At 34.5% G+C, this 13,625-nt stretch carries 15 protein-coding genes and 1 pseudogene; 10 read left to right on the top strand and 6 right to left on the bottom strand.

The genetic code is table 11. The annotated features are described in order from the left end of the window. Positions 1–31 precede the first annotated feature (31 nt). Entirely contained in the window at positions 32–1,186 is a 1,155-nt protein-coding gene (locus ACTWP4_RS09695) for an oligogalacturonate lyase family protein (protein WP_443128564.1), read from the bottom strand. A 310-nt stretch (positions 1,187–1,496) separates the two neighbouring features. Here ACTWP4_RS09695 and ACTWP4_RS09690 point away from each other — a divergent pair, with 310 nt between their 5' ends. Next, positions 1,497–2,201, top strand: coding sequence for a class I SAM-dependent methyltransferase (locus ACTWP4_RS09690; RefSeq protein WP_443128563.1), 705 nt, complete (start codon positions 1,497–1,499; stop codon positions 2,199–2,201). A gap of 82 nt (positions 2,202–2,283) precedes the next feature. On the opposite strand, the pseudogene ACTWP4_RS09685 reads toward ACTWP4_RS09690, so the two are convergent. Then, positions 2,284–2,872 (bottom strand): annotated as a pseudogene (locus ACTWP4_RS09685) (GNAT family N-acetyltransferase). A gap of 210 nt (positions 2,873–3,082) precedes the next feature. Here ACTWP4_RS09685 and ACTWP4_RS09680 point away from each other — a divergent pair. The 3 genes from ACTWP4_RS09680 to ACTWP4_RS09670 all read left to right on the top strand — a co-directional run bounded on the left by ACTWP4_RS09680 (position 3,083) and on the right by ACTWP4_RS09670 (position 5,530). Then, entirely contained in the window at positions 3,083–3,724 is a 642-nt protein-coding gene (locus tag ACTWP4_RS09680; RefSeq protein ID WP_443128562.1) for a pyridoxamine 5'-phosphate oxidase family protein, read from the top strand. 613 nt (positions 3,725–4,337) lie between these two features. After that, on the top strand, positions 4,338–4,796 hold the full coding sequence (locus tag ACTWP4_RS09675) for an NUDIX hydrolase (RefSeq protein WP_443128561.1): 459 nt from the start codon (positions 4,338–4,340) through the stop codon (positions 4,794–4,796). Between the two features lie 287 nt (positions 4,797–5,083). Continuing rightward, on the top strand, positions 5,084–5,530 hold the full coding sequence (locus ACTWP4_RS09670; protein ID WP_443128560.1) for a DUF3995 domain-containing protein: 447 nt from the start codon (positions 5,084–5,086) through the stop codon (positions 5,528–5,530). Between the two features lie 56 nt (positions 5,531–5,586). On the opposite strand, the gene ACTWP4_RS09665 is transcribed toward ACTWP4_RS09670, so the two are convergent. Then, complete coding sequence (locus ACTWP4_RS09665) at positions 5,587–6,144, bottom strand: AAA family ATPase (protein ID WP_443128559.1); 558 nt, start codon at positions 6,142–6,144, stop codon at positions 5,587–5,589. 63 nt (positions 6,145–6,207) lie between these two features. Further along, complete coding sequence (locus ACTWP4_RS09660; protein ID WP_443128558.1) at positions 6,208–6,825, bottom strand: NUDIX hydrolase; 618 nt, start codon at positions 6,823–6,825, stop codon at positions 6,208–6,210. Between the two features lie 125 nt (positions 6,826–6,950). Between ACTWP4_RS09660 and ACTWP4_RS09655 the strand changes: the two genes are divergently transcribed. From ACTWP4_RS09655 to ACTWP4_RS09630, 6 genes are all read left to right on the top strand, one after another. Further along, positions 6,951–7,421, top strand: a complete 471-nt coding sequence (locus tag ACTWP4_RS09655) for a DinB family protein (protein WP_443128557.1) — start codon at positions 6,951–6,953, stop codon at positions 7,419–7,421. Positions 7,422–7,539: 118 nt separating this feature from the next. After that, on the top strand, positions 7,540–8,148 hold the full coding sequence (locus ACTWP4_RS09650; RefSeq protein WP_443128556.1) for a transglutaminase-like domain-containing protein: 609 nt from the start codon (positions 7,540–7,542) through the stop codon (positions 8,146–8,148). Between the two features lie 270 nt (positions 8,149–8,418). Further along, on the top strand, positions 8,419–9,492 hold the full coding sequence (locus ACTWP4_RS09645; RefSeq protein WP_443128555.1) for a LysM peptidoglycan-binding domain-containing protein: 1,074 nt from the start codon (positions 8,419–8,421) through the stop codon (positions 9,490–9,492). A gap of 157 nt (positions 9,493–9,649) precedes the next feature. After that, complete coding sequence (locus ACTWP4_RS09640; protein ID WP_443128554.1) at positions 9,650–9,964, top strand: PadR family transcriptional regulator; 315 nt, start codon at positions 9,650–9,652, stop codon at positions 9,962–9,964. Between the two features lie 80 nt (positions 9,965–10,044). Continuing rightward, positions 10,045–10,866, top strand: a complete 822-nt coding sequence (locus ACTWP4_RS09635) for an undecaprenyl-diphosphate phosphatase (RefSeq protein WP_443128553.1) — start codon at positions 10,045–10,047, stop codon at positions 10,864–10,866. Between the two features lie 51 nt (positions 10,867–10,917). Further along, the gene (locus ACTWP4_RS09630; RefSeq protein ID WP_443128552.1) at positions 10,918–11,556 is read left to right on the top strand and encodes a hypothetical protein; all 639 of its coding nucleotides are present in this window, start codon (positions 10,918–10,920) and stop codon (positions 11,554–11,556) included. A gap of 229 nt (positions 11,557–11,785) precedes the next feature. Here ACTWP4_RS09630 and ACTWP4_RS09625 read toward each other — a convergent pair whose 3' ends face one another. Next, positions 11,786–12,568 (bottom strand): glucose 1-dehydrogenase, encoded by a 783-nt coding sequence (locus tag ACTWP4_RS09625; RefSeq protein ID WP_443128551.1) that lies wholly within the window; start codon positions 12,566–12,568, stop codon positions 11,786–11,788. Between the two features lie 134 nt (positions 12,569–12,702). Further along, positions 12,703–13,584 carry an SDR family oxidoreductase gene (locus tag ACTWP4_RS09620; protein WP_443128550.1) on the bottom strand — a complete coding sequence of 294 codons (882 nt, stop codon included), beginning with the start codon at positions 13,582–13,584 and terminating at the stop codon, positions 12,703–12,705. Between the last annotated feature and the right edge of the window lie 41 nt (positions 13,585–13,625).

The raw sequence follows: 13,625 nt of genomic DNA, 5'->3' as shown, positions 1-13,625 counted from the left end.
TCTAACAAGTGTTAACAAAATCAATTTTTACTTAATTCGCATTATCTGTATCGAAATCTGGTAAAGTCTCAAAATTCTCCGGTAAATCCACTAAATATAAATTTCCGTAGCCATTTTTGTCACTGGTAAATAATAATTTGCTACCGTCAGGGCTGAATCTGGGATGGGCGTGTACTTTTTGAACATGAAAACTGCAACGGTGTTCACACAATATTTTAGGGTTTGAAAACTCCCCATTAACCTGATCCCAGACAATTAATTTATCAAGTGGAGCTCTCCCGTCAATAACTACTTTTGAAAATCCGTGAGAATGGGCATGCCAATTGCGAAAAGAAAACTCTACCTCCTCCATATTTTTATTCTCGTAGTGGATTTTCCCGAAAAAGGCTGTTCCATTCGCTCGAAAACCATGATATCCAATGTTTTCTCCATCTGGATACCAGTATTCATGCCCTACCATTTCATAAGGCTCTTTACGCTCACGAATTTTCCATGCTTCTCCGGTCTTCAGGTTGAGCCCCCATATTCGGTGGTCAACAAGTTGCCACGGCCCTTCATGACAGAATGTGATCAGGTCTTTGTGTTTTGGAGAAGTGTTGATGTGAGTGATAAAATTATGATCCTCGTAAACTACTGTTGCGTCTCCATCTTCAATGGTTATTTTAAGAATTTGAGAGTAAGGTTTTGCTTCCATTAATTCACGGTGACCTACATAGCCATTTTTTAAATCAATTGGAAATTTGTTTTTAAAATCCTCATGTAAGCAAGTAATAATAGATTTTCCATCCGAAGTACAGTTAATATTCCCTCCAACAAGGGATTTATCTCCTTCATAGATTACTCTTTCTTCCAATGTTACTAAATCAATTTCGATAATTTGGTGTTCCTTTCTGAAATAAGCCATTTGTTCAGTTGGATGTAGGCATGCAGATAAACTCCCATATGTCGTATCATGATCAGTCAACTGTACGATTTCTCCGGAGGAAATATTAATACTGAATAAATTTGTTTTATTTTCCCTATCGGAGCAAAACAATATCTTATTACCATTATCATACCAACCATTTTCTGTAAAATAGAGATGGTGACTGTGCCCTGTATAATCTGTCAATTGTGTTATAGACACTCCTGAAAATCGATCACTGTAAGTTTTCCATTCTGCCGGCCATACTGTACCTTTGGACATAATATTCCAACCCTTTCTTTTTTGCATATTTTCCTGCATAGAATTAATTCACTGCCTAAATGTAATCGTATTCATTTTGTTGTTCAAAAAGAAGTGTTTGTAGTAACTTTATTGTAGACTATTCTGTTGTTTAATCAAAGCAAATAGTATACAACTTACGTATTTCTGATGATAGGTTCCTTTGAGGACGACCTAAATTATTAGTTTTCTAGGTATTAAGAAGAAAGTGGCTTTCTATATATTGGATTTGTTGTTTCGTTTCTGGCTAGGGTAATAAGTCTTTTCTAATGATGATAAATGGAGGGATAATATGAATAGGATAGAATTCATTCGTAATGAAGAAAAGAAGTACCATGACTATTGTTATGATAATTATCAATTATTCGAAAAGGGTTCCTGGTTATACAAGCCTGTTAAGACGGTAATGGAATTAATACCTTTATTAGATGGTAAAGGTCAGCTTAATGTTTTGGATTTGGGTGCTGGTGTTGGGAGAAATAGTATTCCTATCGCTGAAAAAATTAAAGATAAAGATGGAAAAGTTGTCTGTGTTGATTTACTGGATTCAGCTATTAATAAATTAATCGAATACAGTAAAAAATTTGAAGTGGCAGACATAATTGAAACAGAAAAGGCTGATATAGGAAAGTATCCAATAAAAGAAGATACATATGATTTGATTGTTGCAGTATCGAGTTTGGAACATGTTAATTCAGAAAATGCCCTTGAAGACACAATTAAACGGATGGTTAAAGGCACCAAAAAAAGTGGTATTAACTGCCTAATCATAAATTCGGAAATAGAAGAAATCGAAATGGAAACAAATAAGCAGTTGGAAGCACTCATGGAGGTCAATATTTCAACAGAGGAAATGATAAATAAATTAAATAACATTTATCAAGACTGGAAAGTAATCAAACAAGTAGTCAAACCATTAGAGTACCAGATTGTGCGTAATGAGAAATCCATTTTATTAAAAACTAAGGCGATAACATTTGTGGTGAAGAATGGTTAGCAGCTCTCACCTATATGTTTTTTTGAAGTAAGATACTGCTTTTTTTGATGTTAAGCACATTTTGAGAGTGATCAATTCATTTTTAGTTCTTGTGCAAAATTATATGTAATTTCTGTTTTACAGATATCCAGTCGCTGTCGATGATGCTGTAAAATACTGAATTACGAAAAGTTCCATCTTTACTTACGAATCATATGATTTCTCAAAATACCTTCTCGCACTCCGCCTATACGTTCTATTGCTTTTTGTGACCTAACATTTAGTTCATCCGTTTTAAATTGAACTCGAATAACCTTCATTACTTCAAAACAATAACATAATAATAAGTACTTACATTCTGTATTAATATGTGTACCCCAAACGGATGGGGTTAGCCAAGTCCAACCTATTTCTAAGCTCTTGTTTACATTAGAAATGTCAAGGAATCTTGTTGTACCAATTATTTTGTTTGATGGATGGAATATAATAAAGGGAAATTCAGTTTCAGCTTCTTTTTTGTCTAAGGCTTCTTCTACAAAAGATTCCATATCATTAATTGTTTGTATGGATTTTGGTAGATGAGTCCAAATTCTGATATCGGTACCAATCTCATATAAGTCTTGTATATGGTTACGAGTCATAGGGACAATTTGGACATATTCTCCAATTAATTTGTTTATTGAAATATTCATTTTATCAACTCTCCTACTCTATTTATAATATTCTATCACTAACTAATACATAATTTTACAAAAAACTGAAATGTTATCACAAAAAATGACCACTACTATCTTAGGTGCTTCAGTTGATTTTATGTGGTACTGCATTCATAATAAAATTCCGACTATTATAATCAAATAGTTTAATATAGAAATGGAAAAGTTAGCCTAAGAGGTGTTTAAATGAACAGTAAAGATTATCAATTTGAGAGTGTTATAAAAACAGAAGAACAACTTCGATCAATCATTGGCTTTCCAAGTGAATTAGTAAATAATAAAGTGATTCCCACTCTTGACCAGAATTGTTCTGATTTTATAGCCAATTCCCCATTTTTGGTTATATCTACTTCAGATAAGGCAGGCTTTTGTGATGCTTCTCCAAGAGGTGATAAGGCAGGATTTGTTGAGGTGTTAAGTGAAAATAAATTAATAATACCTGAACGACCAGGAAATAAGAGGGGCGATACAATGCGAAATATTTTAGCAAACCCCAAGGTAGGTCTTATCTTTTTTATACCAGGATTGGGTGAAACACTTAGAGTGAATGGAAAAGCAATATTGGTAACAGATGACGAACTACTTGAAAAAATGGCAGTTAGAGGAAAAAAGCCTCTTTTAGGTATTGGAGTAGAGGTCGAAGAATGTTTTATTCATTGTGCAAAAGCATTCAAGCGTTCTGGGTTATGGGATCCAGATTCTTGGACGGATAAAAACTTGTTACCAACTGCTGCTAAAATGATATTTGAACATGCTAATCTTCCTAATACTAGTGTAGAGTCCATCCAGGGAAGGCTTGATAAAAGTTATTCTCAAAGGTTGTACTAAAGTGTATTTCAGGAGGGCAATGGAATGATTTTAAAGTGCTTAAAAAAGTATTTTCTATTAAATATTAAATCGCTTCTCCTATTTACGGTAGTTTCAATTGTTATAAGCTTTGTTGTATATATTTAACATGGACATTAAACGAAAAAAATCAAATTATCCAGTTAGTATTTTATTTAACAATAATTTTATATGTGATCGGAGGGTCACTAATAGACATATACAAAAAATGGTATTATAACTTTTTATCAGTTTCTCTTATTGTTATTTTCAATCTACTTATTTATTTTACATTTACTTATAGTAAAAGTGTGCAAGAAGAGTCATTAATGTATTACTTTTACTTTTTGATAAATTCACCATTTTTAAATGTATTAGGTTTTTCAAACAAGGTTAATCTACCTTTCATACCTATAATTGCACCATCTATACTATTATTAGCTGGCTCATATTTAAAATATTTTATTTTTTCGAAGAAGTACTGATGTCATACAACCTCTGATTGCCCCATTAATATGGAGGACCATATATGATTAGTCTAAAAATTTTAAAAAAACCTTTACAATCCAGAGATATCATCTCATTGTAACAATTAGTATTTTCGGAGGTATATAAAGTGAATTACATACAATGGATTAGAAGTAAAGTAGGTAGAGAAAAGATTTTCTTAAACTTTGCAGGGGGATGTGTAGTGAATGAGGAAGGTCATATATTACTTCAAAAGCGCCATGACAAACAAATGTGGGGTTTTCCTGGTGGGGCTCTAGAATTGGGTGAATCAATAGAAGAAGCAGTCAAAAGAGAAATACTAGAGGAAACCGGGCTAGTCGTAGAACTTAAAAAACTTATAGGTATTTATTCCAAATACTTTGATAGCTATCCTAATGGGGATAAAGCCCAAACCATTGTTCATTTCTTTGAACTTGAAGTTGTTGGCGGCGAACTTTCAACATTTGATGAAGAAACATTAGAATTAAAATTTTTTGACCCAAATGAACCACCTGAATTGGTAAATAAACAACATGAGGATGCATTAGCGGATTACTTATCAGGTGGAAATTGCATCATTAGATAAGTGTTTTACCTACTTCATCTCTTATATTTTAAATTGATTCTTTATCATCCTGGCGACTTTTTCAGCACTTAGTTCACTATTATTAATTCTTAGATAATTATTTCGTTTAATTTCTCCTTGATAAGAATTCAACCGGTACGTATCCAAGGACGAAGTAGTTCTTTTTCGGATTGTTTAATATTCCTTTTGGTGGGCTTCTGTTCAAGACAACAAACGTTAATAACCTGCTATCTCAACATTGAATTGACTGGTTATTGGTTAAAAGGGAAATGAGAGGAGGCATTCCATTGCAAAGGCGCTATTGGTCCATAGTTATGGGAATCGTTTGGACAGTTCTTTTTGCTGGTATGAGCTTTTATTGGGCAATGGGTGGTTTAAAGGGTGTTCGATCCTTGGGAGGATCCATTTATGAGATGTCGTTAAACCCTGAACCCTCGTTTATTGTAATAGTATGGCTAACCGGCGTAATTAAACTTCTTGGCTTGATTTTATTGTTGATGCTGCTGATCAAGTGGAATAATAATACAATAATTAAAACACTTTACTACATGACAAAAATTGCTGGAATAGCCTTATTTCTCTATGGCTTACTAAATTTTATCACGATTACATTAAGCGCGATTAATGTACTAGATTTTGATCTAGATTCATACGCAACTTTCTGGAGATTAGTTTTTTGGGAGCCATTCTGGATGCTTGGAGGAATTTTTTACTTTTTTTCAGTCAGAAAATGATAAGTCTTCCTTCCACTCAATCAGTAGGTTGTAAAACTAATGCAATTTACGTCTTGCTATAATTTAAACTTCTTTTTTATTATACTTGCAACATCTTTAGCATTTAACTCAGTATTATTGATTCTAAGATAATGTTGCTGTTTAATTTCTCCTGGCTCAGAATTTAATCGGTAGGCGTCTAAAGAACTTAATAACTCTTCTTCAGATTGTTTAGTATTTCTTTTCGTTGGCTTTTGTTCAAGTCTATTAGGGGTTTTGTTACGCATTATCCTCTGATCCAGATCAGCTTCCAACTCAACGAAGTATATTTCGGCATCTTCAGATTCAAATATCTTACAAATACCAGTCACAAATTCCCAATCCTCGTCCTCATTAAATGCCCATACATATGTGAAGATCATGCCATAGTTATCGCTTTTAGCAAAGGATTTCATGATTTCCTCACGAAACAAGGTGGATAATCTCCACGTCTCCGTTTCAAAGCCGAAAAAAGGCTCTAGCAAATCAATTGTCATATGATTATGTAATAGTTTTAGGCCTGTTATTTTGGAAAGTTCTTGCCCAACAGTCATTTTTCCAACTGCTTGGGGTCCGAAAATTAAGACAAACTTCATTGTTCTCCTCCTTGATAATTTCTAAGAGTACTTCAATTAAACAAATATTACAAAAAGATTTTGTTATGATAGGTGACAAGCAATTTGTTTCACGACTTGTTGTAAATATTCTTTCCGATGCGGAACAACCTTGTCTAAACTTAGGTTTTTGTTAACGATGATTTTCTCCCTAAGTTCATTGATTTCAAATCCTTCTACCTTGATTTCACTCTTCTTGTCAAAGCACAAGTCAGAAAAATCATTAAACGTTGCCTTGAAAACCCCGGAAACCTCCTCTTGCTGCAAGTTGAATTCATCATGCTCTTTTACGTGGTATAGATATACATTTGCCCATTCTCTATCCAAGAAGCTATTTGTTTCGATAGGGTCTTCTATTACTCCTATAGGTATTAACTCATCAAAATGTACATCGATCCCTAGTTCTTCTTGTATTTCTCTAACACCATCGGCAACAGTTTCAGTTGACAACAAATGACCAGCTGCAGTTATGTCAAAAAGATTAGGAAAATCTTTTTTGTCATTGCTCCGTTTTTGTAAATAAATGTAATCGATACCATCTTTTTTATCCACGAACCAGCATTGGAATGTTTCATGCCAATATCCATGTTTATGCACTTCATCCCTGTCGGCTACACCTATTTCATTTCGATTCTTATCGAAAATTTTAAGTTCTTCGCTCATTTTTCTCACCTCTACATAAAAAGCTATCTTATATTTTGTTGTCTGAATACTTTTTTATAATAGTAACATAGGATATCCTGAGATTGAGCATTAGAATTAAATAAAAAAAAAGAGGAGTGGAAAAAGTGACTACAAAGGAACTTATCTTGAAACAATTTCAAGCGTGCCATAACAGAGACACTTGGTTTGTGTCATTGAAGACAGCATTAAAAGGAATTAGTGCTGAACAAGCTTCCTACAAAAGTGAAGATTCTACACACTCCATAATTGAGATTGTTCACCACTTATATTTCTATAATTTACTGGAATTAAATCGATTTAAAGAAATACCTGATCATGTTAGTGTGACGGATAATAAGACGACATTTCAAAATCCAAAAGAAATGAATTGGGACTCGTTGGTGTACAAAATTTTTACAGCGATGGCAGATTGGGAAGATGAAATTAGCAGATGTGATCAAGAATATTTAGAAAAATATTTAGAAAGCCTTACTTATATAAACTTACATAACGCATACCACATCGGGCAGATTTTGCAGATTCGGAAAAGTCTTGGCATATGGGAAGGAAATAATGGAATTAATTATACTTTCTAAAAAGTAGCAATGTTTCACTTTTAGACTTATTAGTTGCTCTCCTTCTGGCCGGTTTAATTTGTGTATAATAAAAATGCGTTATGTTGTATAATTATACAAAGGAGGAGTGAGGATAATTATGCAAATTAAACCTGAGTCAAATGATTTGAAGGAGTATCTTAAAGAGTCAGAGGTAATTGATTATTCGAATCCAGTCATTCAAGATAAACTCACCGAACTTTTCCAACCTCAGCATACGGAAATTGAAAAGGTGAAAAAGGCTTTTGAATTTGTTAGGGATAGAGTATCGCATTCCTGGGATATTCAAGGTGTGATTGTAACATGTAAAGCTTCAGACGTTCTAACAAATAAAGAAGGGATTTGTTATGCCAAATCTAATTTACTAGCTGCTTTATTAAGAGCAGAAGGTATACCTACAGGTTTCTGTTACCAGAGACTACTACTTTTTGATACACCTGAAAAAGGTTATTCCCTTCATGCATTAAATGGAGTGTATCTTGATTCATTAAAACGGTGGATAAGATTAGATGCTCGTGGAAATAAGCCGGGAGTACAAGCGGAATTTTCCATAGATGAAGAAAAGTTAGCATTTCCCATTCAAGAGAAGCAAGGAGAAATAGATTTTCCTATTATCTTTTCTAATCCAAATGCCAAAACTATCAAAACTTTACAATCGAATACAAATGTAATAGACATGTATAAACGCCATCTCCCTGAACATTTGTAAAATCTTATCGATATATCACCACTCGCTCAGCTATTGTCTGGGCTTTTTGTTTTTGCATAATCGGGAAAATCTAACAAATTTTCTCGTAATCTTACACTTATCTATCAATTTCCATGAAAAAAAGTTATAATACCTTTAAGCGAATTTAAAATAAAGTCATATTGTTTAGTAAAAAGTCCTACGCTTTTTCAATCGAATGGTGCTTTGATTGAACTTTATTTTAAATCATACTTTAAACTATCAATATTAATTAATAGGAGGATATGGAAATTGGCAAATAAAAAAGTGGTAATGTCGGTTACATTAGGTGCAGCAATCGCAGCAGCAACGGTAGGTGCAGATGAAGCAGAAGCGGCATCATATAAAGTCCAGAGTGGTGATTCTTTATGGAAGATTGCGCAAAAGTATAATACAAGTGTTCAGTCATTAGTCGATGTCAATAAACTTACCTCAAATGTCATTTATCCTAATCAAGTACTAGAAACTGATAAAACTCCTTCCAATAGTAATGTAAAAAATAACGATAAGAACAGCAGTCAAACAAAACAAACGAGTACTACTAAATATACAGTGAAGAGCGGAGATACTTTAAGCGGCATTGCATCCCATCACAATATTTCTCTTAGTAATCTCATGAAATGGAATGATTTAGATACTACATTAATCTATCCTGGCAATGTTTTAGTAGTTAAGAATTCTACCACTAGTAGCAGTTCTAACAAAGATAACACTTCCGCTTCAACATCTAAGCCTAAAGAACAAAGTGTTGCGTCTTCAACCGTATACACTGTAAAATCCGGTGATACGCTCTCCGGTATTGGGGCAGAGTATCATGTTACGGTCGCTAACTTGAAGAAGTGGAATAAACTAAGCTCAGATAGAATCTATATTGGTCAAAAATTAAACATTGGAGAGGCTCCAAATGCTGGATCCGCTTCGAAAGATAACAGTTCTAGTAATGAATCAAACGTGGATGTGGATTATAATGTTGACAAACTTATTGATGTAGCAAAAAGTTTGGAAGGCACTGGTTATGCATGGGCTGGAACAACACCAAGTGGGTTTGATTGCAGTGGATACATATATTATGTCTATAACCAAGCTGGGATGGATCTTCGTCGTCTCTCTAGTTCTGATTACTACGACCGTTCCTATTATGTAAACAATCCTAAAGTAGGAGATTTAGTATTCTTTGAGGGAACCTATAAATCTGGTATCTCTCATATGGGCATTTATTTAGGAGATAATAAGTTTATCCATGCAGGTTCCAGTGGGGTTGTTATCACGAGCTTGGATCATACTTATTGGAAGAAACATTTCGCAAGTTATAAACGATTTTATTAAAAATGAAAGAAAAGATATAGCTTATTCTGAGAAAAGCTGCCACCAGTATATATTGGGGCAGTTTTTTTGTTGAGAAAATTACCTTGTATTATTAAGTAATATGCTATATACTAAAAATTACTTAATAATATTAAGTAATAAGGTGGGGGGCAGATCATTGAATAAAGAAATGCTGAAAGGTACTATTGATCTTCTTATACTTTCACTTCTGCAGGAGAAGGATGGATATGGATATGAGATCTCAAAACGGATTAAAGGTAAGTCTGACGGATCATTTAATATACAAGAACCCACTCTTTATTTGTCGTTAAAGCGTTTAGAGAAAAACGGTGCCATTACTTCTTATTGGGGGAAAGAAAGTCAGGGAGGTAAGAGAAAATATTATTCAATAACAGAATTGGGACAGGAACAGTATAACCAGTATAAAAAAGACTGGGAGGTTATGGCTCAGTTAGTAGAACGCTTTTTATAGAAGAGGTTGTTCACAAAGAGAGTACATATGAAGGTTTTGACATGAACCTAAAGAAAAGTAAAATTGAGGAGGATTTAGGAATGGAAGGTTTTTCAGAATTATGGACAGTTATAAAATATTTAGTATTAGGTTTGACGCAAGGGATCACGGAGCCTATTCCGATTTCTTCAAGTGGACACCTTATCATTTTAAGGGAGCTTTTTGGCATTGAAGCTACTGGTCTTTCGTTTGAGATATTTGTTAATTTTGCTTCTCTTTTAGCGGTTCTCGTAGTCTATAGAACGGATATCATCCGGCTAGCAAAAAATGGTGTGCAATTTGTTGTTACCCGTGAGCATGAGCAAAAGAGTGATTTTCATTTTATCATTTACTTAATTATTGCTACCATTCCTGTCGGTGTCATTGGTGTATTGTTTGGAGATGTAATTAGTGAATGGCTTAGTAATACTAAAGTGGTAGGTGTTACATTACTCATTACTGCAGCGGCATTGTGGATGATTCGTAACCTTAAAGGTAGAAAGTACGATGGAGATTTATCTGTAAAAGATTCGGTTATTGTAGGGGCTGCTCAGGCTATAGCTGTAACACCAGGTATCAGTCGTTCAGGAGCTTCGATTGTAGGATCTATGCTTGTAGGAATGAAACAGGAAACAGCGTTAAGATTTTCATTCTTACTCTATATTCCGGTAAGCCTCGGAACAGGCATTTTAGAAATTCCCGAAATTGTAAATGATCCAAACTTTTCAGAATTAGTCATTCCGTATGTGCTTGCATTTGTAGCTACTTTTATTGCAACGTTATTTTCTTTGAAGTGGTTTATTAATATTATGACAAGAGGTAATTTGGGATACTTCTCCTATTATTGTCTGATTGTCGGCGTTCTTGTCATTCTATTCTTGTAGGTAGCATGAACGACTTACTGTTAATCGTTTAATAACTTGGAGGAATTTAATATGAAACATTTCTTTAAAAAACTACTTCATCTAAAGGACATAACTTATAGTTGGTTACTAGTTATATCGATATTAATATTCACTATTACTATTTATATTGATCTAGCGTATCATCCATCTGGATCACCAAAGATTGCATTAGCCATATACGCAATAGCTCTTTTGATTGCCTTTATCTGGTCGGTGTTTAATTATATTGGTCATATTCGGCTGAATACCATGTACAAAAGAAATAACAATATTCAAGTATTTGTTGATAATCTCGTTTTATCTAATGATGAAAGATTAGAGTTACAAGCATATCTAGAAGACTATTCTCAAGATCTCATAGAGCAAGGAAAAACAAAAGAAGAAGCAGTCATAACGGCTATAAACGAATTTAAAGTGAATGAGTTTTCTTCTATATCCAAGAACACTCAACTTTTCAATATGCATGCTCATTACTATTTAGGTGGATATGCGTTGATTGGAATAACGGCATCGATCATATTGCTAGTGATATCAAATGTGCTTACTGATCCGCCGTTAATTTGTATCGTACTTGAGGTAACGTTCTTGCTATATGGTACCGGCTTTTTCGTCCTGTTCTTTGTGTATAAACTGATGGATGTCTTCATTCATAAAAAGATAACAATATAAATATAGAAAACCTGAAGAGAATCTCACTGTATTCTTCTTCAGGTTTTCTTTTTATTTGGGTTGGATGTTTACCCTTTTAGTTAACATGCGAATCAAGGAAAAATCAAAGATTACTGGGTATCTTCTGATGGTGTTGACTTAATGGTACAGCTGGGGTTATTTTAGATGATTACGAGAGTGAACCAAAAACAACGGCAAAAAGTGCCGTTGTTTATTCGTGATAAGGTAATTAATATTTATAGGATTGTCCACCATCAATAGGGATAACCGCTCCGTTGATAAAGTCAGCTTGATTGGATAATAGAAATGTAACCAGGTAACCCACTTCTTCCGGTTTACCGAATCGCTTCATTGGGTTGACACTGACAAACTCTTTTCCGGCTTCTTCCCAATCATCCCCAGCCATTTGTTTTAATGATTCCTCTACCATATTGGTCATGATTGCGCCAGGAGCGATAGCTTTAATGCTGATACCGTATTGACCATACTCAACACCTGAGTTTCGGGTTAAACCGACTACTCCATGTTTACTGGCGGCATAACCAGATTGATTACCGACACCTCTGATCCCGCCAACAGATGCTGTATTAACTATGGAGCCATGCCCCTGTTCTTTCATTACTTTTAACACATGTTTCATTCCATAGAATACACCATTTAAGTTAATATCCAATACACGTTGGAATTCCTCAATGCCATAGTCTTCTGTTAAGTTTTGTTTTCCCTCAATACCGGCATTATTGAAGAAACCATCAATTCTGCCAAATGTATCAATCGTAAATTGAACATAACGGGAAACATCTTCTTCTTTTGCAACATTAGCTTCGGCAAGTTCTACTTTTGTTTGAGGAACTACCTTTTTAATTTCATCTTTACTTTCTTCAAGGCCTTCTTTGTTCACATCAACGAGTACTAATTTTCCGCCTTCCTTTGCTACCTCTATAGCGGTAGCCCTACCGAGTCCAGCACCACCACCTGTGATGACAACCACTTTGTCTTCAAAACGATTCATTAGCCATACACTCCTTCTTACGTTGTTTCGATATTCATCTGGATTGAGGATAGGCAATTCAATGTAATTTTCACCGTTTCCATCAATATTATTCCTTTTCGTTGAAAGAAAAAACATAATAAAGACAACTAGTGTTATTCATCTGATTTGCTGTTAAACGTCTTATTAAAATAGTCTCCCCAATCAGGCTTTGTTCCGTCGATGTCTGTAAAATCATATTCTTTAGCTAATTCCCAAGAACTTAATATTTGCCCTGTTTTTCGAAAAATGTTCTTATCGGATGATAAAGCAGCAATACCTTTTGCAAGATAGAAAGGTGTTTCAGATGCAATAAAATGAGGTTCGATGTTAGTTGCCTCTTTCCAATTTTCTTCTGATACACCAAAGTGATCAAGCATTGCCTCTGATCTGATAAAGCCTGGTGTAACAGCAACAGAGGTAATATGATATTTTTTTAAATCATGTGCCATAGCTTCTGCAAGGTGGATAGCGGATATTTTGGCAAGACTGTAATATAGATTCCCTCGATAGTCATAATTGACTCCATCTGTAATTTCTACAACCAATCCTTCTCTCTGTTTTATCATTAGGGGGATAGCATAGTGACTCGTAATGATATGGGAATGGACAGCCTGTGTTTGGATTTTTAAACCATTGTGCAGATTATGTTCCCAGAACGGTTGGTCCCAATTGGTTAATGGGTCACCGCCCCAAACGTCATTAACAAGAATATCAAGCTTTCCTTGTTCCATTGCAACCCTTTCAAAAAGTACTTTAACCTCTTGTTCCAAAGTATGATCCACTTTGACAGCTATTCCCTTTCCACCTTGTTGGTTAACGAGTTCTGCCGTTTCTTCAATCGTTTCGGGTCGCTTCATTTCTGAAGGCATACCTCTAACACTTCTACCGGTTACATATACAGTAGCACCGGCTTTACCAAGCATGACTGCGATGGCGCGTCCAGCACCACGTGTAGCTCCAGCTACTACAGCAATTTTCCCTCTTAAAGATTTCATATTGTTTCGTCTCCTTTCTTTACATTGATCTAAAGTATATA

This window comes from Gracilibacillus sp. D59 (genome assembly GCF_052246695.1).
Taxonomy (GTDB): Bacteria; Bacillota; Bacilli; order Bacillales; family Amphibacillaceae; genus Gracilibacillus.
The sequence above is the reverse complement of the archived record's forward strand: the minus strand, read 5'-3'. Positions and strand labels throughout refer to the sequence as shown.